Origin of the sequence: Planctomicrobium aquicomposti, assembly GCF_051466325.1 — a bacterium.
GTDB lineage: Bacteria > Planctomycetota > Planctomycetia > Planctomycetales > Planctomycetaceae > Planctomicrobium.
In genome coordinates, this window is the sequence record NZ_CP195792.1 from 4,689,616 (window position 1) to 4,713,011 (window position 23,396).

The following is a 23,396-nucleotide window of genomic DNA, read 5'->3' on the forward strand; positions in this document are numbered from 1 at the left end:
GGGTGATGCGATGGCGATGGCTTAGCGCTTCATCATCATTTCATCCAGATTCAGGAGGACGTTCGCGACGACGGTCCAGGCAGCGAGTTCAGCCATCTCCTCCCCTTCCGGCAAGGGACCGATCGGTTCGGTGGCAAGCGAACGCGCGGCATCCGGCCGCTCAAGGAAGCGAGCCAGCGCATCGGCTCGCAACTGCAGCAGTCGCGCCAATTCCTGTTCCCGGGGAAACCGGGACAGACACAGACGAAATCCGTACGTCAACCGCTCTTGTGCACTGGAACCTCCCTCGCGGACGATTCGACGGGCGAGCGCCTGGGCAGCCTCGATGTAAACCGGATCGTTCATCGTCACGAGTGCCTGCAACGGGGTATTAGTGCGGCTGCGGCGGATGGTACAGACATCGCGATTGGGCGAATCGAAAGTCGCCATCGAGGGATACGGATTCGACCGCTTCCATTGCGTGTACAGGGCTCGACGAAATTTGTCTTCCCCCTGGCTTGTCTGCCAGTCGACCGAACCGCCGAAGGCCGCCTTCAAGCCTGTCTCCGGCTGCGGCGGGTAAACCGGCGGACCGTACATCTTCGAACTCAGCAGCCCGCTGACGAACAGCGCCTGATCGCGAATCGTCTCCGCATTCAGACGGAACCGGGGGCCACGCGCCAGCAGGCGATTGTCCGGGTCCCGTTCGTAATCCTTTTCCGTCACCGCGGACGATTGCCGATAGGTGGCCGAAGTCACCAGCAGCTTCAGAAAGGCTTTCGTATCCCAGTTCAGCCGAACCAGCTCCGTGGCGAGCCAGTCGAGCAGTTCCGGATGAGAAGGGAGCTCGCCTTGCGATCCAAACTCTTCACTGGTGGAGACCAGACCGATTCCGAACAGCTGTTCCCAATAGCGATTTGCGGTCACGCGGGCCGTCAGCGGGTTCTCAGGACTGACCAGCCAGAGAGCGAGTCCGAGCCGATCGTTCGGCGCACCTGCGGGAATCGGAGGGAAGACAGCGGGGGTTCCGGGAGAGACGACCTCTCCCAGATCCATGAAGTTCCCTCGACGTTGCAGTCGCGTCACACGCCGCTGTTCCGCGGGCAACTCTCGGCAGATCGGAACCGTCGTGGCCCGAATCCCGTCCAGCTGTTTCTGCAGGCGGGCCTGTTTCTGACGTGCCGCATCGAGTTCCGGTGCTGTCGACAGGAAGTATTCCAACAGCCGCTGTTGCTCGGCTGGAGTCCTCTGAGCCGCACCCATCATGAGCAACGACACCACCGCCTGCGGCGTGGTGCGCCATGGTGGCGCGAATTCTCCGCGCGCCAGCGAGAGCCGGAATCGACCGATCATCGGCATCTGCCGTCGCGGGGAGTTCTCCAGCTCGACGCTGAATGTTCCCCCTTGAGGAAGTTCCGTCGGCTGCGCAAAAGCAAAAACGATCGACTGCAGCGGATCGGGGTGCCTCGACTCGGCAGCGAGGGAGACATCGTCAGCGACTCCCGCCACGAGTGGGAGAAAACGTTCGGTGGTCAATGAAAAGGCCGCTTCCCCTTCACTAGTCGGCAGCCCCCGTTGCCACACCACCTGCTTTGCCGAGTTGGACAGAGTTACCCGCAGGTCGCGCTGCTGTTCTCCTGCCGGAAATCGGAGCACCAGTCGATCGACCAGCTGCTCGCTGCCGAGATCCAGTTCCCACCACGGATCATCCATCACTTCCGTTTTTGCCGGTGATGACTTGCCGGCGGGCCGTCCGTCAATCGCCCGTTGCGGTGTGCCGACTGCCTTCGTGCTGCTTTGTGTCACCTGTCCCTGCAGCGCCAGATTGCTCCCCTTCTGAAATACTTCCACCTCTGCGAGTGCCAGTGAACGAGCTTTGCCGGGGGCCTGAACACGAATCGTGCGCGTCCCGAGCGGAGTCGCAGTGGGAAGCGTGACCGTGGCCGAAACGATGGGCACGACCCCGTTTTTCTTTCCGTTTCCCGGTCCTCCTGGGAAGTCAGAGTCATCCGGCTGAACTTCAATGCGCAGAGCGCTGTACGTTCCCTCCGGGAGCGGAATGGAAACGCTGTAATGATCCCGACGGTTCGGCTCGGAAATGTGGACCGAATGACCTTCGACCTGTAGCGGCACTCCGGTCTGTGCAGTCGCTCGATCGATGGGCAACGTCACCCATTCCAACGGACGCGGAAAGCGGGCATCCCATTCCTTGCACCGCGCTTGCAGTTCCGGAGTGGCGGACTGGAGTTCCCGGGCAACCGTCGCCAGCTCCTGCTGCAGCCGCGCCCGTTGTTTCTGCTGGGCTTCGGTGTACACGGAGAGCACTGGCGCTTCGTCCTTGCGGTCAGCATCGGCGGTGTTGTTCAGGATCGCGAAGAGCTTGAAGTATTCTTCCTGCGTGAGCGGATCAAATTTGTGGGTATGGCACTGTGCGCAGGCCATCGTCGTTCCCATCCAGACCGCCATTGTGGTGTTCACGCGATCAACGACGGCGACGTTGCGAAATTCTTCGTCGTCGGTTCCCCCTTCGTTATTGGTCAAGGTATTGCGATGGAAGGCGGTGGCGATCAACTGATCTTCGGTCGGCTGGGGCAAAAGGTCTCCCGCCAACTGTTCGATGGTGAACTGGTCGAACGGCTTGTTGTCATTCAGTGAGCGGATGACGTAATCCCGGAACAACCAGATCTGGCGGGCGGGATCATCCGCGTAGCCCGCCGAGTCGGCATAGCGGGCCAGATCGAGCCACATCCGCGCCCAGTGCTCTCCATAAGCGGGCTTGGCTAACAGCCGGTCGATTAGCTGTGGATAGGCATCGGGAGCGGGATCAGCGACAAACGCTTCCACTTCCGCCAGCGTGGGGGGAAGTCCCGTCAGGTCGAGTGAAACCCGCCGGATCAGTGCTTCACGATCGGCGGGGGAAGCGGGCCGAAGCCCCTCCGTTTCCAGCCGCAAGAGAACAAAGGCATCGACCGGATTCAGGCCCCACTCTGTATTCTGCACCGGAGGAAGTTCCGGCCGCACCGGTGGTTGATAGCTCCAGTGCCCGGCATACTTCGCCCCCTGCTGAATCCACTTCCGGATCAGCTCTGTCTCCTGAGGAGTGACTTTCTTTCCAGAGCTGGCAGGCGGCATCCGCAGATCCGCATCGCTGCTGGTCATCCGCCGGACAATTTCGCTGGCGTCGGGATCACCCGGCCGGATCGCTGCATAGCCACCCAGGTCTTCGAGAGCCGCCTCTCGTTCATCGAGCCGCAGCCCGTTCGTGCCCCCCTGTCGATCCTCCGCATCGGGTCCGTGACACTGGAAGCAGGCATTGGACAGGATCGGCTTGATCTCACGGGAAAAGTCGAGCTCCCGTTCCGCTGCCGCTGTCCCCTTTGTCAGCGCCAGCAGCAACAGTCCCTGTTGCAGAATCAGCACTGCGAAACGCACGCTTCCGCTGGAAATGTTCTGCATCACAAACATGGCTTCCTGTTCCACCTGAATCCCATGTCGAGACAGTGACCAGCTGTCGCGTCGTCCATGACCTCCAGCCGCAGCGGTCCGCCCAGCCCGACTGATTCCCTCCTGGCCCCCGTCGGCGGCCGGGCAGAACGACACGGGGACAGTCATCGCAACATGTTGACCGTTGGTCCGCCCCCTCGCTTCGGGGCGCTGCACTGGGGTTCAAACGGGAGACGCTGCGAGAAACGGAAGCAAGCCGCCTGCTCCAGCCATCCTGGAGTCCTGCCCCGTCCCCATTCTCGCGGCTCGCAGCCTCCTCCTGCAAGGGGCTGAGCCGGTTCGCCACGTCTGCCGCGCAACAAAAAAGGATGGCCGAAAGAATTCGGCCATCCTGGGTTCGTCATCTCGCCATCCCCCACTGCGGGGTGCTGGGCTGGAATCGTCTCCGCATTACTTGGCGACGGTCCGCTCTTTCTGCTTGCGGTTCATGATGTCGGCATAGTCGAGCGCGATGTTCAGCACTTCGTTGTTATAGGCACCGACCGGGAAGATCGGTCCATCCGGCTTGGGAGTTTCGGCTTCTTCGTCTTCCAGAGCCTTTTCTTCATGCTTCTTGGCCTGTTCATCGGCCTTCCGCTCTGCGCGAGCCTTGTCTTCATTCAGGGGCAGAGCTGTGCGCGACTTGCGGGCTTCATAACGGGAAATCGCCCCCTTGATCTGCTGGAAATCACTGTTCGCAGCCACGCGGCTTTCGCTGTTGCGTTTCAGCAGGGCGATCGTTTCGGCATCCACGGAACGGTTCGGCGAGTACTTGGCGGCCGGAATCGCGTCGAACGGCAAGGCATTGTCCAGGAACTCTTCACCCAGTTCGAGATGATCGATCAGGCTGGGGAGGACGACATCCGAGCGAACGCCACGGTTCTGGGTGCTGTCCCCGTTGACCCGATAGAACTGCTGGATCGTCAGCTTCAGCTTCCCGCGGTCATTCCCCTTGAAGAAGCCGAAGCCCTGCCGGGGAGCGACATCCATCAGGTTCTGAACGGTTCCTTTTCCGTGCGTCGTGGTATCTCCCACGATGACCCCGCGGTTGTAATCCTTGATCACGCCGGCAAAGATCTCGGAGGCTGAGGCCGACAGACGATTGCACAGCACGATCAGCGGCTTGTCGCACTTGACACCGTTGTCCTTGTCATCGAGACCGTGAATATATCCGGTCGGTTCCTTCACCTGCACAACCGGTCCCCGGTCGATGAACAGACCGGAAACTTCGATCGCTTCCTGCAGTGCTCCTCCGCCGTTGTTCCGAAGGTCAACGACCACAGCATCAACGCCATCTTTGTTGAACTGGTCGAGCACGCGGGCCAGATCGGCGGCAGCACTCTTGAAGTCCCCCCCTCCCTGAGCCCCTTCGAAGTCGCGGTAAAACGCCGGGAGGCTGATGACACCGATCTTGCCGGGACGACCCAGCCGGCTGGTGCCGTCAATGATCTCCCCTTTGACTTCCGATTCCTTGAGTTCGATCTTCTGGCGGGTCAGGGCGATGATTTTCTTTTCGCCCCCTTTGTCAGGCTGCACTTCGAGACGGACAATCGTTCCCCGCTCACCGCGAATCATGCGGACGACTTCGCTCAGCTTCATTTCGAAGACTTCGACGATCTCTCCGTCCTTCTGACCGACGCCGGTAATCTTGTCGCCGACCTTGAGTCGACCATCGACCGCGGCTGCTCCACCGGGAACGATCTGTGCCACCACGGTGTAACCATCCTCACCCCGCAGCGCAGCCCCGATTCCGTCGAGGCTCAGCTTCATCTGGATTTCGAAGTCCTGCCACGAGTGCGGAGACATGTAGGAAGAGTGCGGATCGAAACACTTGGAGAGAGCCGTCAGATAGACTTCCAGCTCTTCGCCGGTGTTGTACTGATCAACAATCCGCTTGTTGTTGCGGTAACGCTTGTGCAGGCGCTCCTTGGCTTCTTCCAGAGTCTTCGGCTTGCCTTCCAGTTCAGCGGCCCGGGCAACCGGACTTTCCCCGTTGGGAGAGACTTCGGTTTTGGCGGTCGTGTCGCTCTTGTTCTCATTGTCCAGCTTGAACTGCAGCAGATCGTATTTGACTCGCTTGCGCCAGCGGTCGTTCAGTTCGGCCTGGCTCTTGCACCAGTCCAGCTTCTTGGGATCGGTTTCAATGGTTTCATCAATCGTGAAATCCTGAGGCTGATCGATCCAGTAATGGGCCACCTGGGTCTGCGCGGCAAACCGTTCCTTGTACCGGTCGAACAGCTGGTAAGCGAAATCGACATTCCCGGCCTTCAGCTGGTCATCCAGCTTGGTGCGATACTGGTTGAACTCCTGAATGTCGCTGTCGAGAAAGTAGAGCTTCTGCGGATCCAGATCCTTAATCACCTGATCGAGCAGCTTGCTGGAGATCTGATCGTTGATCTCGGGCCGGTTCAGGTGGTGACGCGGAATCATCGAGGTGACGTATTTCGCAGTTTCCTGATCAGCGGGATCAGCTGAAGAAATCTGCTGCACATACACAGACAGGAGGCCCAGAGCAAGAAATGCTGCAGCGGTGAAGCGCCGCAAGCGGGGAACATCGAATGAAGCCATGCGATCCGCCTGTGATAAATTGCGTGTTCAGAGTGGCAAACGCCGCGACAAATCCGTCATCGCAACGGGTGATGTCGGCTTCAACCCGTGCAACCACCGCTGTTTTCGTGGTCACGGGCCATCAACTGCATCAGCCGAATGCTATCCCATCCCCCAAAATGCGGCAAGATGCGGTTTCCAGAGCGATGTGGCGGTCCGGGGACAAATTCCCTCCACTCCGAATGCGAAATCTGAAAATTATTCACCACCGGAAAGTCCCCCTCCCCACGTCTTCGACTCCCTCCTCCGGACCCCACCTGCCAAAGTGTCCAGCCTTACCCCGCCCGTTTTCATTGCCATTTCCGGGCTGCAAGCTGCCCCCTCCTCCGTTCCCCTGATAAACTGGGGGGGGGTCGTGGAGTTCTCCACCGTTCGGCCCAGCTACCCTCTCCGCTCCCTTGCCGGTTCAGTCTTTCATGTGTGGAATCACAGGCGCAGTCTGGTCCTCTCCGGCAACAGCGATTTCACGGGGGACACTGGGACAGATGGTCGAGGCGATCCGCCATCGGGGCCCCGACGATGATGGGTTCTTGTATTCTCCCGAGGAACCCGCCCGCCATGAACGTGCCACGCAGGTCGCCCTCGGACACCGGCGACTGTCGATCATCGATCTGGACAGTGGTCGTCAACCGATTTCAAACGAAGATGGCACCATCTCGGTGATCTTCAACGGTGAGATCTACAATTATGTGGAACTCCGGGAAGAACTGCGGCGACGCGGTCATCATTTTGCCACGTCGACCGACACCGAAGTGATCGTCCACCTGTATGAAGAGGAAGGGCCCCATTGTGTCCAGAAGATGCGGGGGATGTTTACCTTCGCCCTCTGGGATGCCCGGCGCGAACGGCTGCTCCTCGCCCGGGACCGACTGGGCGAAAAGCCCCTTTATTATCGTCACGACTCGCGTCGACTGATTTTCGGCAGCGAGCTGAAATCGCTGCTGCAGGTGCCGGGCGTCCCACGGCAGGTGGACCCGGAAGCGATCGATCTGTTTTTGACTTATCAATACGTGCCGCACCCGCGATCGATCTTCAAGGGTTTCCACAAACTTCCACCAGCCCACGTCGCGGTTTATGAGAACGACCGGCTGACGGTCGAGCGCTACTGGAAACCTCCGTTTCAGCCCGACGAGCAGACCCCGCACGACGAGTCACTCTCTCCCGATCAGTGGCGTCGACAGCTGCGGGAGACCCTGACCGAATCGGTGCGAATCCGCATGCGTTCCGATGTTCCGGTCGGGGCGTTTCTATCCGGCGGGGTCGACTCCACGATCATCGCGGGACTGATGCAAAGCCTCTCTCCCCGACCGATCCATACCTTTTCGATCGGCTTTCCTGTCCCGGAGTTCGACGAACGACGTTATGCCCGGCTGGCAGCGCAGCATCTGCGCACCGATCATCATGAATTTGTGGTTGAGCCCTCCGCGCTGGAGACGTTGCCGCAGCTGATCTGGCACTACGATGAGCCGTTCAGTGACAGCTCGGCGATACCGATGATGTATCTCGCGAAGGTGACCAAGCCACTGGTCACTGTCGCTCTCTCGGGAGACGGGGGAGATGAACTGTTCGCGGGCTACACACGTTATCAGGCAGTCGATCTCGCCTCGCGGACCGACCGCCTTCCCGCACCGCTGAAGTCCCTGCTCGGCTGGTCGGGCTGGCAGCAGATTCCGACATCGACAAAACAACGTTCATTCGGCCGCAGGGCCAAGCGATTCATCGCCCAGCTGGGGCAATCTCCCGAGCGTCGCTATCTGCGGTGGATTGGCATCTTCGATGAAGAGAGCCGGCAGCGACTCTATTCTCCGTCGTTCCGCGAAGCGGTCCGGGGATTCGACAGCGCCCGCTTCATCCTCGATGCCTATCAGGAGTGCCCGGACCGGGACATCGTCACCCGCACGACCTGCGTCGACATGTTGACCTACCTCCCCTGCGACATCATGACCAAGGTGGATATCGCCACCATGACCTATGCGGTCGAATCCCGCAGCCCCTTTCTCGATCACCCAGTCGCTGAACTCGCCGCCCGCATGCCGATCGAACTGAAGTGCCGGGGCGGTCGAGGAAAACAGGTTCTGATGGAGACATTCTCCGATCTGCTCCCGCAGGAAATTCAGCACCGTTCGAAGATGGGCTTTGGTGTCCCTATCGACCACTGGTTCCGCAATGAGCTGACCGGACTGCTGCGCGGAACGCTGTTATCGGACCGGGCCCTGGATCGGGGCATCTTTCAACGTGAGCGCGTCGAACAGCTCATTCAGGAACACGTCAGCAAAAAATGGGACCACGCCTATCGGCTCTGGGCGCTCCTCTGCCTGGAGAGCTGGCATCGGATCTTTGTCGATCAGCCCCCGCCACTCGTCCCTCCCGCGACTCTCGGGCACGACTGAGTCCGGGTACGAGCGTCTCTGCAGACGATCCTCCTGTCGCCGACCGGCTGATCTCCCAGGTTCCGTCCGGGAGTGGAAGCATCCCCTGCACTCTGCCAGCGTAGTGTCCCGGACGATTGGTTAATGATCCAAAGCCTTTCCTGGCTCGGGCGACTTTTTCGCGGATGGAGGGAGGCCGACAATCAACACCGGGTCAACTTTCTGCGAGGGGGAGGTGTCCAGAAACTCCAGTCGCTGGAGTGAGGCTCCTTCCGGGTATCCCAGATCGGTCAGATCGATTCCCAGAGCGATCGCTTTGGCGTCGATGTTCACCTGTCGCCCATGCAGAAAGTCCCCATTCACCAGTCCTTCCACAGATTCGGTGGGCGCGACGGCACGATACGTCATGTGCGGCAACAGATTCAGGGCGTACGGAGACATGAGATCGAGGTCGTACTGGGACACTCGCAGCAGCGTTCGCGGTCCTCCCGGATCACCGGAGCGCAGGGTCACCCGGTCTCCCCCCGGCAATCCCACGAGCAGGTGGAGATCGAACAGAACGATGTCCGGACCGGGCAGATTGATCACGGGATGTTCGAACTCCACTGCCATCGTGACCAGAGTTGACTGATCCCGATTCTTGCTGCTCACCTGCGGATTAATAATACCGGTCACCAGACTCCAGTCGTTGTCGAGCAGGCCGAGTCGATCTTTCCCGTCGGGAAGAGATTCCCCCTTCCGGGTGCAGAACGTCACCGTGTTCGCCCGATTCGTGAAGTGGACCAATCGGGCCCGCTGCAGCTGATCGCGTGGATACTCGACAATCTTCCCGCCGCGCTGGACCGTGACCGAAAGAAGTTCGTCTGCGTAGCCTTCCGGATTCCGCGTCGCTGTATAGCGGACGACCCGGTCCGGAAGGAGGTCGAGAAACGAACGGGGTTCGAGTTGCTGGGCCGACGGTTGAAGCGCGAGTCCCGGTTCAACCCGTCCAGATTCGCCCTGCTGGAAAAGTCGGGGAGGCGACGAATCGGCCGAGGTGGCCGCCATTGTCGCTGCCCCATCGATCACCAGCAGTTCGGTTTCGCCGGTTTCGGCCACATCGACCACGAATCGCGTTCCCAGATCGACAACTTCCGCTGTCGGGCTGATCACCTGAAAGCCCTCCGCTCCCGGCGGGGCATGGACGGAGCACTGACCGGAGCGAACCTGCAATTTCTCTGGCTCGAGTGGAGTGAACACCGCCGGCGCCTTGAGCACCGCGCGGGCCCCGGAGGCAAACTTCAACGCAAGGTAGCCCTGTGTCAGCACGTACTTTTTCTCAAACACCAGCCGTTCGCCCGGCACCGGATCAAATCCTTCTCCAAAGAGCTTGGCCCCAGCTGTCTCGGCGATGACGGGGGACAGGTCGATTGCGGTCGGGCCTGGCGGGGAGAGCGTGTTGTCGGACGGACTGACTGCGATCTGCTCAGGTTGCGAAGCAAATCGGGCCCAGCTCATCCACAGCGTCAGCATTCCCACGACGGCGACCACCCCCGCAGTGAACCAGCGGACTGCTTTCGGCTTTGTCCGCACCGGCTGCCGGACCGGAGTGACCTGGTCATCCGGGGGAGGAAAGCGCTGACTGACCGTATCGAGATCGATCTGGGTATGCATGATTTGCAGATAGCGCGAACGGAGTTCCTGCGATTCCCGCAGCAGCTGTTCGAGCTCTTCATGTTCCAGCTGAGTCAACTGCCCTGACAGGGCCGCTTCAACCAGCAAGTGAAAGCGTTTCAAGGAAGTGTCCATGCTGAATTTCCGCTGATATTCTGGAGCGGGTTGCTCATTCCGGGACCCGTACTGTGCGATGTCGGTTTGATTAAAACAGAACTTCGCGGGCTGAGAACGGGTCAATCAAATCTCAATTTGCTCTATCCCTGAACATCCACACGAAGCCGCCGCGCGACACACGCCATCAGCCGTCGTCGCAACAGATACATTCGGTTGTAAAACGTCTTCGGGGAGCATCCCAACTCGTTGGCAATGGCTTCAAAAGAGCTCCCCTCCCAGTAAATCCGGCGAAGAAAGCTCTGTTCGGCACGAGGGAGCGACTGAATGCAATGATGAAGTGCGTTCAGCCGCGACTCTTCCATCGACTGGTCCAGTTCCGCTGCGGAAATCGCCAGCAGATCCAGCACATCGGTTTTGAAAAGATGGCGGTCCGCAACGCGTGACCGGGTAAAGTTCATGGCCTCCAGCTTGGCAATGCCACAGGCCCAGGAGAGGAAGCTGCGCTCTTTCTGGAACTGTGAAAATTTCTGCCACATGATCACGCTGCAGCGCTGGCAGAGATCTTCCGCATCCGCGAGATGGTGAACGATCGACAGCAGATACAACATGATCCGGGGACGATGCTCCACAAGCAGCGCCGTGAATTCCTGAAAGTCCGCATCCGCATCCGGCATACTGGATGTGCTGCTCGCTGGGGGGAATGCTCGATTCATAGGCGAAACCTGGAGCGACGGACTCATGACGATGCGGGAACTGCCGCAGCCCCGACCGCTGAAACAGACTGCACCACGAGATCGTAACGAGTCGACCAAACCGGAACCGCACTCATCCCTTTTTTTCCCTCGGCGCGTCGTCGCTGCCGCTGCACTTTCGCTTCCGCAGGTTCAGGAATCGAAATCGGCGTCGGCACTGTTGTTCGCGACAATCACGCCTCTCTGGTGGCCGGATCGTTCGATCCCGGCCGCAAACTTCCCCGCGACAACATTGCTGCTAACGACACCCGCCGCGACGTCCAACAGCCGGATGCCGGTCGCTCCGGGGGCGGCAGCGTGGTCATGGAATTCAATGATGTTCCCCGAAACCACAAAGTTGCGAGCATTCTGGAACTGAATCCCGGTGACCGTGTGGGGCTTTTCCATCCGCACCTGCAGCACGTTCCCTTGCACCTGAACACGCGACTCCCAGACCGAAAAGTTGATCAGAGGGTTGGTGGCGACTTCTTCCGTTGTCTCTTTCGGGATTTCGATGTCGATCACATTGCCCGTGAAGACCACATCCCGAGTGAAGGATGCAGACGTTGTGGCCGGGTCGACTTTGCCAATGGTCCCGATGATGCTGACGGTCTTCGCCTCGGGCCCTCGGGCACGAAAATAAAAACGGTTGTTGGTGCACTGACAGCGCTTCGAAGCGGAGAAAGGCTTCACGAGATAATTCGCATGAGTCGTCCCGCCGGTCACGTAGAAGTCGCAGTCTTCGATGATCAGCGTCCCCGTGTGCCCTGAAATCCCGTCCTGGGCGGTTCCCCCTTTGAGATAAAAGCTCGAGTTCACAAACCTCAACTGAGACTGCACATAGTGCTCATCGCGGGGCATCTGGTCTCCATGCACTTCCGCGAAGGCATGCCGCCAGACAGGGTTTTCGGCAACAATGGTTCCATTCTGAAAGGTGATGTCCAGCGACCCGTAGGCCACAGACAGCGGACGGTAACCCGAATCGGTGAGGGTGCAGCGATCCAGAGTGCCGTGCAGGGAGTTCGAGAACATCATGCACTCACCGCGAAAGCGGGAGCCCTTCATCTCGGCGATGGTTTGCGGATGATCTGAGGGCATGCAATTCACAAAATGGACATTCTCCAGCAGGCAGTCGTCCGTGCTGTCGAACAGCACGCAGGCACTTCCATAGCCTTCGGTCGGACAGCGATTCCAGTCGATGGTGAGTCCCGACAGACCTGAGTGGGAAACGATTTGCTCACGCACGGTCCCGACGCTGGTGGTCGTGACCATGGATCTCCGCTGTCGAATCTCCGAAGTTCTGGGATCCGGCTTGAACAGGGGAAACAGAGTTCCCGCCACCGCCTGCAGAATGGTCAGCCCCGGTCCGGCGCCCACAAGCGTCAGATTTGACGGCAAGCGGAGCGTGTCCGACAAAGCGTAGGTCCCGGCCGGAAGATAGACGATGCCGACGCGGTCCTGTTCCGCCTGGCGAATCGCCTGCTGCAAGGCGCGGGAATCATCGGTCCGTCCGTCACCCGCCGCTCCAAAATCTCGGGCATTCAGGTATGGGGACGGCGCAGCAGCGGCCTCACTCCCCGCAGACTCTCTGGCCTGCGAGATCCCGGCTCCCAGTGCGGAGCCCAGCGCGATGAGAGAACTTTTTCCGATGAAGTTGCGGCGGGTGTGGGCGGGTGTTGTCGAGTGGTCGTTCATCGTGGGAGAACTGCCTGCAAGATAAGGGAAGAGGCGGTCAGGCTGCATGATAGACTGCATGCGGGCGAGACCGTCACGCGCAGGAAGCCCGGAGAACAAAACTGATCCCAGGCTTCCTGCGCGTTCACGAGACCGGTCCGACAAGGACAGGCTGAAGGTGCATCACTCACTGGTCAACGCGAAGTCAATCGCATTCTTTCCAGGTTTGACGTCTGCGGTCAGTTCGGTCTTGGAGTTGTACTTCGCGGGGATCCGGACCGTATTCTTGGCAGTTTTCGCTGCATCGTCACTGAGTTCGAGTGGCGAAATCATGACCGAATAATGTCCGGGGACAGCCCCCTTCTGCTGCGAAGAGTATTTCAACTCATACTTCCCCTGCGCATCGGTGATCCCCTGCGAGGGGCGTCCCTGTCCGCTGTTGAACAGGACAACAGCATTCGGGAGCGGCTGACCATTCATCAGAATAGTCCCCACCACCACGCCTCGATCATCTGCGCTGCCGCCGCATCCCAGCAGTGTGGCGGTGGTCATTGCCAGCACGAGCAACCTGAATTTCATAGCACGTTTCACAGATCAGGAGTTAGAAAGAACGGAATGCAGTCTGGTCTGAGATCACCGACTACCACTGTCCGACGGGGTTCCCGTCAAAGCGGCTCAGAAGGTTTTCATAAACACTGTCTGCATCGCTGTCGTTTCTGGCCCCGGTGAACTTGAAGTCAATGTTTTCACTGAGGAAGTGCACGGACCCATCGGCAAACAGGAACTGCGATCCCCCCGTGTGGCGGCTGTTGAACGACTCACGACGGTCGTCGATGTTGGTGGAAGCGGTGTTAATGGCGTGGCGTCCGTCAGCCAGAATGTCGTCGAGGCACTGACTCCCGCCCCCTCGGGCACAACCTGCCCAGGCTTTGGCAGCCCAGCGATTGCCTTCGGGATCACCATCGTGGTCATAGGCGGCTTCACCTACAGCAATGGTGTTGCTCAACCCGTCCGTGATATCACGGGTGCGGACGTCGCTGGAGCACCAGAACAGCCCGGTCACCAGCTGTTCATTTCCATCCAGAGCATCGACGGCATTGGTTGTGGCGTTCGGCAGCTGACGATGAGAAAAGTTCCCGGCGTAGTTGCTGGTCGCCGTAAACAGAAAGCCGGCTTCTTCACCACGGATCGTCGGTCCCAGATCGGACGGGCAGCGGTAGGCCGGAATCGGGGTCATCGCCGCCTGTCCCGCTCCTTTTTCCTGCTCCAGGCGGCGACCGGCTCCGATCGAGGCCTGATAAAGACCTGCCTGATCAATATAAGGCAGCAGAAACGCGGACCAGCCCCAGCACTCAAAGCCCGAGGCGGTATGAGCCAGCATATGCCCCTTCGGAGTCAGTGACGTGGTCTTGTAACTGGCATCTCCCTTGTTCTGGATCCACCCGGGCGGAAACATGCCATGCACGTCGTTGTAATTGTGGATCGCCAGCCCGATCTGCTTCAGATTGTTCTTGCACTGAGATCGACGTGCTGCTTCCCGGGCCTGCTGGACCGCAGGGAGCAACAGGGAGATGAGCACCGCGATAATGGCGATCACCACCAGAAGTTCGATCAGGGTAAACCCACTTCGCATCATTGTTTTTCGTCGACTCACCGGAAACACTCCCAGAGCGAAAAGAAAGAAGTCACACACCGTGAAGCAGTGCGAGACAGAAAATTTGACGTCGCCAACAACTTAAAAAATTAATGCGGGCCGGGCTTCCAGATCCTTGCTCGAAACCGAGCAAGGATCCTCCACTCGCCGGGGCAATGGAAGTCACCCCGATGGTGGACGCACAAGGCTCCCTGCAGGGATCGTGGGCGGTTCAATGAAATTCACGGAGAAATATCGCGAAATTTTTAAAACCGATCACTGAAATTTCAGGCGGATCTCTGCGCAATTTCACATAACATCTTCTGCGGAAATGGGATGAACCGCAAACGACAGCGTCGGCCTGCAAGCGACTTTTCAATCCGATACTGCCTCTTCGACGAGCGGGAGAGGAGGTGGCTGATGCCTGGCGGCCTGCAGGTCCTTTTCTTCTCGAACCGAACGGGCAATTGCCTGTGCCCGCAACGGGTCAACCCTCCCTGCAGACGATGCTCGCTGAATGCAAATCGCACGTCGCGCAGACTCCCCTCTCCGCCGTCCGCGCGGCAACCATTCCGCACTCAGAACTGCTCACTCACGGGTGCAAAAGAACGGGGCGATCGAAGGTCAGAATGCTCTACGCCAGGATCTTCTCGACAACGTTTCCGTGGACATCGGTCAACCGGAAATCACGTCCCTGCACCCGGTACGTCAATCGGGTATGGTCCAGTCCAAAGAGATGCAGAATCGTGGCATGCAGGTCATGGACATGAATGGGATCGTCGACCGGGGACCAGCCAATGTCGTCGCTGGAGCCCACGATCTTTCCTCCGCCGACCCCGCCCCCGGCCATCAGAATCGTGAAAGCAAACGGGTGATGGTCCCGACCGGTGACGGCCGATTTCCCGGGCCGGTTCTCACCCAGCGGCGTGCGACCGAACTCGGATCCAATGACCACCAATGTGTCCTCCAGCATCCCCTGCTGCTTGAGATCCCGAATGAGGGCCGCAATCGGCTGATCAACCATTAAAGAATTGTGCTTCAGCTCCGGATCGAGCCGGGAATGATGGTCCCAGGAAGAGTGAATGATGTTCACCACCCGGACCCCGCGCTGAACCAGTCGCCGGGCCAGCAGACAGTTGTAGGCGAACTCGCCGAACAGACCTTTGCCCCCCCGATTGCTGGAAATCTCCGGCTCCTGTCGATCGAGACCGTACATCTCGCGCATGCCCTGGGTCTCACTGGAGAGATCCACAAGTTCCGGAGCGGACGACTGCAGCCGGAATGCGAGTTCATAAGCCTGAATCCGGCTCGCCAGCTCCGAATCGCCTGTCGCTCCGAGATGATGATCGTTCAGGTCATTGATGGCACTGACCGACATCCGCTGCAGCCGGGGATTCACTCCTGCCGGATTGTCGACGTTGCTGACGGTCGCCCCCGGCTTCCCGAACAGCACTCCCGAATACGTTGAGGGAAGGAACCCACTCGACCAGCTGGCCGATCCGCCCGGAACACCCCGACCCGTGGAGACGAGCGAAACATAAGCGGGCAGATTCCGGGACTCGCTCCCCAGTCCATAGCAAAGCCACGAGCCAATACTGGGACGTCCGGCAATGGGCGATCCACAGTTCATCAACAGCTGCGCGGGGACATGGTTGAACTGATCACAATGGACAGAACGAATCATGCACAGATCATCGGCGCAGCCCGCAAGATGCGGCAGCAGGTCGGAGAAATCCATTCCGCATTCGCCGTACTTCCGGAACGTACGGGGGGTCCCCATGATCCGTGCCGTCTCTTTCTGAAGGAACGCGAACTGCACGTTTTTCAGGAAGGATTCCGGCAACAGCTGCCCATCGAGCTCGTTGAGCTTGGGCTTCGGATCGTACAGATCCATCTGGCTGGGCCCACCCTCCAGATAGATGTAGATACAGTTCTTGGCACGGGGAGCAAAGTGCCCGGGCTTGGCCTGGAGCGGATCCTCCCCAGCCCGCGCCCCCCCAACTTGCGAGGCAGCATGTCCCTCGGACTGCAACAGATGAGCGAGCGTGAACGTGCCAGCGCCCCACAGGGAGTCGGTCAGGAAACGCCGGCGGGCATTCAGGAGTGAACTGGAAGAGTTGAAGAGCACGATCGTTACTCCCTCGTAATAAACTCGTCGAGATTCATCAGGCTCCGTGCCAGCAGGACCCGGGCCGCCTGTTCGCGCAGGCCGGTCGACTCCGATTCTTCACCGACAATCAGCAGCAGATCCTCGCGCGGCAACTGCTCCAGTTCGACCTGCAAATCGCGGTACAGTTGCAGCAACCTCGCTGTCTCATCGCTGTCGGCAGGCCGCCCTAAGGCGCGTTCGACAGCTTCGGGAATCCATTGCTCCGCTGCTCCGTTCTCTTTGTCCGCCAGATGGCGTCCCCAATATTGGGCACACTCGAAGAACACGGGATCATTGAGCAACGTCAGCGCCTGCAGTGGCGAATTGGACCGGCTGCGATCGGCACACGATGTCGAAGAATCGGGCGAGTCAAACGTCAACAGCATCGGATACGGGGTCGCCCGCCGGAACAGAATGTACACACCCCGACGGTACTTCTCGGCACCCGGGCTGACATTCCAATCAGGGTTTCGGCTGATGGTCGTCACCCGGGAATTCAATGGCGGGCGAATGGAGGGTCCGCCGATCTTCGGATTCAGCAGTCCGCTCACCGCCAGTGCGTTGTCGCGGATAATCTCGGCGTCGAGCCGATAACGTGACTGCCGTGCGAGCCAGCGATTGTGGACGTCGACTTCACGCAGTTCGTCTGTCAGCTGGGAACGTTGCCTGTAGGTGGCGGAATTCACCACCAGGCGGATCATCTCCTTGCGACTTCCTCCCGACTCCACAAAGCGCGAGGCCAGCCAGTCCAGCAGCTCCGGATGCGATGGCTCGGCCCCGGCCGTGCCGAAATTCTCCTCCGTATCGACCAGTCCCTTTCCGAACAGGTGCTTCCAGATGTGGTTCACCGCCACCCGTGGGGTCAGCGGATGATCTTCGCGAACCAGCCAGCGGGCAAAATCGAGACGATCAGCCCGCTCACCGCGTGGTTGAAGAGGAGGCAGGATCTCGGGGGTTCCCGGCTCGACCACTTCCCCCGGCTGTCGAAAGTCGCCACGGTGGTGAATCGCCGTCGGGCGGAGCTGTTCCCGTTCGTGGATCGCAGAGGCGACCGTCTTCTTCGGCTGGGGACGCTGCTGCACCAGCTGTTCATACCGCTTCGCCAGCTGACGCCCTTCGGCGTCGAGATCCGCACGCCAGTTGTCGAGTGCTTCGATGTCCGATTCACTGCGACTCTCTTTGGGTTCCGCCAAAGTCTCTAGCGCTTTCCGGAAGGCGAGATCACTGCCGGACCCGACGGCGGTTTTATTGTTTTCCAGCTGCCGCAGAATGTCGGCCAGTTTCCGTTCGCGAGCATCGCGGTCGGCTTTTGGTTCCTCGCGTGGGGGGGAGACACTCAGCACGATCTCGTCTTCTTCAAGATTGTTGAAGAAGGCGTACATCTCGTAGAACTCACGGTGCGAAATCGGATCGAATTTATGCGAATGACATTCCGCACAACCGATCGTTAACCCGAGCCAGGCGGTTCCGATGGAACTGAGTCGATCGACCGTCTGCACCACCCGATCCGCTTCCCGGTCAGCTCCCGCCTCGGTGTTCTTCATCGAATTCCGATAGAAGCCGGTCGCGATCTTCTGAGCCGGAGTGGCGTTGGGGAGTTGGTCTCCCGCCAGCTGCAGAATAGTGAACTGATCATAGGGAAGGTCGTTGTTGACCGCTTCGATCACCCAGTCCCGATAGCGGTAAGCTGCCGGACGAAGCTCGTCCCCCAGATAACCATTGCTATCGGCGTAGCGAGCCAGATCGAGCCAGTGCCGCCCCCAACGCTCGCCAAAATGCGGCGACGAGAGGAGCCGGTCCACCTGCCGTTCATAAGCATCAGGTCGGTCATCCGCGAGAAAGGCTCGCACTTCCTGCACGGACGGCGGCAGTCCGACCAGATCGAACGACAGCCGCCGCAGCAATGTGGCACGATCGGCCTCCGGAGAGGGAGACAGCTGCTGTTGCTGCAATCGATTCAGAACAAAGTGGTCGATGCCGTTGCGGGGCCAACTGGGATCACTCACCTCCGGCGGAACAGGGTCCTGCACCGGACGAAACGCCCAGTGATCCTCGTACCCCGCACCCTGCTCGATCCAGCGGCGAAGCAGGTCCACCTCTTCCGGCTGCAGCGACTTTCCGGTTTCTACGGGAGGCATCCTGACGGACGTATCCGTGGTGGTAATCCGGTGGAGCAGCTCACTCTGATCCGGCTCGCCGGGAACAATTGCCCGCTCTCCACTCTCCAGTTGCAACAAGGCCCCTTCCCGGTGATCCAGCCGCAAACCGGCTTCGCGGGAGCTCTCGTCGGGGCCGTGGCAGGAGAAACAGTACCGCGAAAGCAGCGGTCGGATATCGCGAGAATACTCAAGCTGCTGCTCGCTGGCGTACACGGGCGTCAGGAGAGCAAACCACACAACCAGCGAGAGATAGGTGAATTGACCAGCCAAGGGGTGACCGCCGTTTTGATCGATCCAGACAAATTCGGGGCCGGCCGCTGACAATGGCGATCCGATCCCCGTACTGGACTCGTTCTCAGGTGGCGGATGTTCATGCACCTTTCCAGAAAATTCGGGCAAGATGCTGCGACTGACAGCGAGCGGCAACGGGTCGAAACACGTCGGGAAGGGGCCCGCCGGTTCCAGCAACGTCAATGCTGGAAATCTTTTCTGTCAAATCCATCGTTTCCACCGGTTTGCCAGCGAGCTCGCAAGCGGTGCGGGGATGTGAAGTGGCGCCTCTCACACATCAGTAATCTCCACTTCCCGCTCGTAGGGAACCGCACCATGGACCAGTTTGACAGCCCACTTGCGAATCCGGCCATCGACCCGCATGATGATCTCGGCTCGACAACGGGGAAGTTCCATCCCTTTCTTCAGCACGACAGACCGGGGCCCAATTCTCGACAACTCAATTGTTTGAGAGCCGACGATCAGATTCAGCTGAACTGTGGAGGAGTATCGTTCTGGCAATGACTGAACAGGCATGGAATCAACACCGGAGAACATGAAAGCTCGCATGCAGTCTTACTGCAAGCGGCGCGATATGCAACCGGGAGACAAGCTCGGCCACGGACAGGATGGGAACGTATATTCGACGAATCGCCGTACAGCAGTCAAGGTCTTCAAATACGACGAATTATTCCGCAGAGAATTGCAAGTTTACCAGCGTCTCACTGAAAGGCAGGTCTTCCAGGTAGAAGGTTTTGCGGTCCCTCGTCTCCTTGGATCAAATGCAGAACTCCACGTGATTGAGATGGAGGTTGTTCAACCTCCATTTGTCGTCGATTTCGCAGGGGCCTATCTCGATCGGCCACCGGATTTCTATTCTCAAGAGGATCTGGAAGACTTTGAACGCGAAGCAATGGAACGCTTCGGCAATCACTGGGATACGGTTCAATCGATTCTCGCGACATTTCAGGGCTACGGAATCTGGCTCATGGATTTGAAAATCGACAACATCAAATTTCAATAGCGACACGTCGATTGAGATTTTGCACCGCCGTTCTCCCTCCCGGATCCAATTCATCATCAGTCCCCCCGAAATTGTGGCAGCTGCTGCCTCCTCAATCGACCGCTGCAGGATCGTTGCAAGTTCATCAACGCAGATGCATACTTGGCGATTGTCATCCGCTTCTCAAGTCGAGTCCCCTCCTGAAAGGCACCCCCCATGCGACCACGCGCGTCACTCTGGTGTTCTCTGATCATCCTCGCCCTCGGGGCGCACAGCTTCGCCTTCGCGGAAACCGGCACCCCTGCGGTGAAAGAGAAGAAATCCAACAAAGAACAAAAGGCAGGCAAGGCCAAGAAGGCGAAAGCCGACAAGGCTCAGCCTTCCAAAGAGGCTGAGCCCGCGAAAGTCAACAAGGCCTTTGAGAAGGTGGAAGATGATCCAAACCTGCCGCGCGTCCTGCTGATCGGCGACTCCATCTCGATCGGCTATACCCTGCCTGTCCGCGAACTGTTGAAGGGGAAGGCCAATGTCCACCGGCCCGCCATCAATTGCGGCCCCACCACCCGCGGTGTCGCCAGCATCGACGAGTGGATCGGCGACGGAAAGTGGGATGTCATTCATTTCAACTTCGGACTGCACGATCTGCGGTACATGGATCAGCCGAATGCTCCGCTCGACACAGCTCCTCCGGCTCCCCGTCAGACTCAGGTCCCTCTGGACGAATATGAGAGGAACCTCACAAAAATCGTCGAAAGCCTGAAAAAAACCAATGCCAAGCTGATCTGGCGGAACACCACTCCCGTTCCCCCCGGATCAACGAACCGGGTCCCCGGATCGGAACTGGCTTACAATGAAGTGGCCGAAAAGATCATGAAGGCCAATGGCATCGAGATTGAAGATCTGCACGCCTTCATCGTGCCGCGCATCCAGGAAGTCGGCATCCCCAAGAACGTGCACTACACGGATGCAGGGAGCCAGGTGCTGGCAGAACATGTGGCCAACACAATCCTTGCCGCATTGCCGAAGAAGTAACGGACAACGACGACAGACAATCTGAGTCCACCGGCCCGGAGCGACGATGCTGCCGGGCTTTTTTTGTGAACCGGACTCTCCAGCGGAAAACATGCCCGGTCCGGGACTCATTCTGATAGAATGCAGCGTGCGTTGATGCTGTTCTCTGCTGTTCCGGTTGAGGAGATGAGTCGATGTCCATGCCTTCTGATCGCAGATCGTTTCTGACGGCTTCGACCACCAGCGGCATCCTCGCACTGGGTGGAGCCTTTGATTTTCTGAGTCGGTTGCCCCGCCTGACGGCAGCCGAGGTGACCCTCCCTCCCGGAATCGTCCGCTTTCAGCCCTGGATTGAGCCGCTCGTTCAGCTCATCGAAGAGACGCCCCGGCCCCAGCTGCTGGAACAGGTCGCCGCCCGGATTCGAAGTGGAACGTCCTACCAGCAGATTCTGGCAGCGCTGCTGCTGGCAGGCATTCGCAATGTACAGCCACGGCCCTCCGTCGGTCATAAGTTCCATGCGGTTCTCTGCGTCAACAGCTGTCATCTCGCGAGCCTGTCCGGTCCCGATGAAGATCGCTGGCTTCCGATTTTCTGGGCACTTGATTATTTCAAGGGGTCGCAGGCCGAAGAAGTCAAGCAATCGGGCTGGCGGATGTCACCGGTCAACGAAGCCCGGGTCGCCTCTGCCTCACAGGCCCGACAACAGTTTGTCGACGCGATGGAGCGTTGGGATGTGGAACAGGCCGACGCCGCTGTCGCCGGACTGACACGCAGCGCCGGGGCCAGCGAGATCTTCAACCTGTTCGCCCGGTTTGCAGCCCGCGACTTCCGTTCGATCGGACACAAAGCCATTTTTCTCGCCAACAGCTGGCGGACACTGGAAGTGATCGGCTGGGAGTACGCCGAGCCGGTGCTCCGATCGCTCGCGTTCGCCCTGATGAATACCGAGGGGGCCAGCAATCCCGCGCAACAGGATCTCCCCGCCGACAGACCGTGGCGAATGAATGAAGAACTCGTGACGCAGGCCTGGCCGGAGAACTGGGAGAACGGCACCGCGCATCCCACGGTCACCCGCAGTCTGATCGGCGAATTCCGAACGGCCAATCCGGAAGCTGCCGCTCGGGCGGTGACGGATGTGGTGCAGCGGGGAGTCTCGCCGCAATCGATCTGGGATGCGGTGTTCGTCGGCTCGGGTGAACTGTTGATGCGGCAACCGGGCATTGTGGGCCTGCACGGACTCACCACCGCCAACGCCATGAACTACATCTGGCGCAATTGTGCGGACGACACGCTGAGAAAGCGGTTGCTGTTGCAGGCCTGTGCGTTCAATACGATGTTCCGCGATGCTGCCAGCAGACGGGGGGCACTGAAACCGGAAACCATCGATTCCCTCCCCCAGCAGGCAGCTTCGTCGGGCGAAGCCCCGACGCTCGACGACATCTTCGCCACCATCTCGACGGACAAGTCCCAGGCGTCTGCTGAAGTGCGTGCCTATCTGGCAGCAGGGGGCAGCCCGGAAAACTTCATCGCCGCCGCCCGACGGGCCATCTTCCTGAAGGGACGCGATGCGCACGATTACAAGTTCAGCTCCGCCGTGCTGGAGGATGCAGCGCACGTCAGCCCGGTCTGGCGGGATCAGTTCCTGGCGTTGTCGGTGTTCAACCTGCGCGGGACGGGTGACCGAGATAACAATGTGCTCGCCCGGACCCGGGAAGCCTTCGCCTAACGTGAGTGACTGCGGTTGACGTCGACGCTTCATCCTTGCGGCGGGCGACGTGGAATCGCTGCAGAAGTCTCGGCGCGCAAAAAAAATCCCCGCCGTTGCGGGCGGGGATGGAATTCTTTTCGGGAATCAGGCGGCATCGTATTCGGAGATGCGATTCCGGGGAGCGAAGCCTGCTTCGTCTTCGCTCGAGGCATTCAGCCGGTACTGCATGATGTAGGCATCTTCTTCGGTATCGTCGAAGTGCCGCCGCAGAACACAGACCGCTTTGAAGCCCTGCTTTTTGAAGAACAGCTGTGCTTCGAGATTGCTCTCGCGAATCTCCATGAGGATTTCGCTGCGTCGCTGCTGCGAGAGCTTGTCGACAAGCCGCAGCACCATCTGGGCACCCACGCCATGCTTCCGCATTTCCGGAGCGACGGCAAAGTTCAGGATATGCAGCCGGGACTTGTGGAGTTCATAGATCATGAACCCGAGAATCTTCTGATCGTATTCGGCCACCATGCCGATGCAGTTCCGCTGGCGCAGGCAGCAGAGAAAATCTTCGTCGGTCCACGGAGTGCCGAAGCTGGACTGCTCGATCCGCAGCACTTCCGGCATATCGCGACGGATGAGCCAGCGTATCTGAATATCCAGCTGCTTCGTAAATTCAGAGTTCACTTCGGCCTCCATGCCGCGCTCATGTTCGATTTCAGCGAGCAGCTCCCCGGGGGGACTCGACGACCAGCCTGCGAGGCGGAATGTCAAACTGCTGTCGCTTGGTGTGGACTTCGGCGTGTTGATCGCTCCAGCTTTCGCGACGCTCGATGGGCGAAACTTAGCACAGGTCGGAAC

The 23,396-nt window shown here is 59.4% G+C and carries 15 protein-coding genes; 4 read left to right on the forward strand and 11 right to left on the reverse strand.

Annotated elements, in window-relative coordinates; genetic code table 11:
* Positions 1–21: 21 nt before the first annotated feature.
* Complete coding sequence (locus SH664x_RS18040) at positions 22–3,444, reverse strand: DUF1553 domain-containing protein (protein WP_437207264.1); 3,423 nt, start codon at positions 3,442–3,444, stop codon at positions 22–24.
* A 429-nt stretch (positions 3,445–3,873) separates the two neighbouring features.
* Positions 3,874–6,030: a carboxy terminal-processing peptidase gene (locus SH664x_RS18045; protein WP_437203246.1), complete on the reverse strand. Its 2,157-nt coding sequence runs from the start codon at positions 6,028–6,030 to the stop codon at positions 3,874–3,876.
* Positions 6,031–6,485: 455 nt separating this feature from the next.
* On the opposite strand from SH664x_RS18045, the gene asnB reads away from it, so the two are divergent.
* Entirely contained in the window at positions 6,486–8,459 is a 1,974-nt protein-coding gene (asnB, locus tag SH664x_RS18050) for an asparagine synthase (glutamine-hydrolyzing) (RefSeq protein WP_437203248.1), read from the forward strand.
* Between the two features lie 120 nt (positions 8,460–8,579).
* On the opposite strand, the gene SH664x_RS18055 is transcribed toward asnB, so the two are convergent.
* The 8 genes from SH664x_RS18055 to SH664x_RS18090 form a co-directional block, all read right to left on the reverse strand.
* Positions 8,580–10,226: a hypothetical protein gene (locus SH664x_RS18055; protein ID WP_437203250.1), complete on the reverse strand. Its 1,647-nt coding sequence runs from the start codon at positions 10,224–10,226 to the stop codon at positions 8,580–8,582.
* A gap of 122 nt (positions 10,227–10,348) precedes the next feature.
* Complete coding sequence (locus tag SH664x_RS18060) at positions 10,349–10,921, reverse strand: sigma-70 family RNA polymerase sigma factor (protein ID WP_437203252.1); 573 nt, start codon at positions 10,919–10,921, stop codon at positions 10,349–10,351.
* Positions 10,922–11,092: 171 nt separating this feature from the next.
* Entirely contained in the window at positions 11,093–12,682 is a 1,590-nt protein-coding gene (locus SH664x_RS18065; RefSeq protein ID WP_437203254.1) for a glycosyl hydrolase family 28-related protein, read from the reverse strand.
* A gap of 114 nt (positions 12,683–12,796) precedes the next feature.
* Positions 12,797–13,192, reverse strand: a complete 396-nt coding sequence (locus tag SH664x_RS18070) for a carboxypeptidase-like regulatory domain-containing protein (RefSeq protein WP_437203256.1) — start codon at positions 13,190–13,192, stop codon at positions 12,797–12,799.
* 61 nt (positions 13,193–13,253) lie between these two features.
* The gene (locus SH664x_RS18075; RefSeq protein ID WP_437203258.1) at positions 13,254–14,267 is read right to left on the reverse strand and encodes a DUF1559 family PulG-like putative transporter; all 1,014 of its coding nucleotides are present in this window, start codon (positions 14,265–14,267) and stop codon (positions 13,254–13,256) included.
* A 613-nt stretch (positions 14,268–14,880) separates the two neighbouring features.
* Positions 14,881–16,374, reverse strand: a complete 1,494-nt coding sequence (locus SH664x_RS18080) for a DUF1501 domain-containing protein (protein WP_437203260.1) — start codon at positions 16,372–16,374, stop codon at positions 14,881–14,883.
* 5 nt (positions 16,375–16,379) lie between these two features.
* Positions 16,380–18,824, reverse strand: coding sequence for a PSD1 and planctomycete cytochrome C domain-containing protein (locus SH664x_RS18085; RefSeq protein WP_437203261.1), 2,445 nt, complete (start codon positions 18,822–18,824; stop codon positions 16,380–16,382).
* 291 nt (positions 18,825–19,115) lie between these two features.
* Positions 19,116–19,361, reverse strand: coding sequence for a hypothetical protein (locus SH664x_RS18090; protein WP_437203263.1), 246 nt, complete (start codon positions 19,359–19,361; stop codon positions 19,116–19,118).
* Between SH664x_RS18090 and SH664x_RS18095 the strand changes: the two genes are divergently transcribed.
* The 3 genes from SH664x_RS18095 to SH664x_RS18105 all read left to right on the forward strand — a co-directional run bounded on the left by SH664x_RS18095 (position 19,360) and on the right by SH664x_RS18105 (position 22,565).
* Complete coding sequence (locus tag SH664x_RS18095; protein WP_437203265.1) at positions 19,360–19,848, forward strand: hypothetical protein; 489 nt, start codon at positions 19,360–19,362, stop codon at positions 19,846–19,848. The genes SH664x_RS18090 and SH664x_RS18095 overlap by 2 nt on opposite strands.
* 195 nt (positions 19,849–20,043) lie before the next feature.
* Positions 20,044–20,859, forward strand: coding sequence for an SGNH/GDSL hydrolase family protein (locus SH664x_RS18100; protein WP_437203266.1), 816 nt, complete (start codon positions 20,044–20,046; stop codon positions 20,857–20,859).
* Positions 20,860–21,032: 173 nt separating this feature from the next.
* Positions 21,033–22,565, forward strand: coding sequence for a hypothetical protein (locus tag SH664x_RS18105; RefSeq protein ID WP_437203267.1), 1,533 nt, complete (start codon positions 21,033–21,035; stop codon positions 22,563–22,565).
* Positions 22,566–22,691: 126 nt separating this feature from the next.
* Here SH664x_RS18105 and rimI read toward each other — a convergent pair whose 3' ends face one another.
* Entirely contained in the window at positions 22,692–23,162 is a 471-nt protein-coding gene (gene rimI, locus SH664x_RS18110; RefSeq protein WP_437207266.1) for a ribosomal protein S18-alanine N-acetyltransferase, read from the reverse strand.
* Between the last annotated feature and the right edge of the window lie 234 nt (positions 23,163–23,396).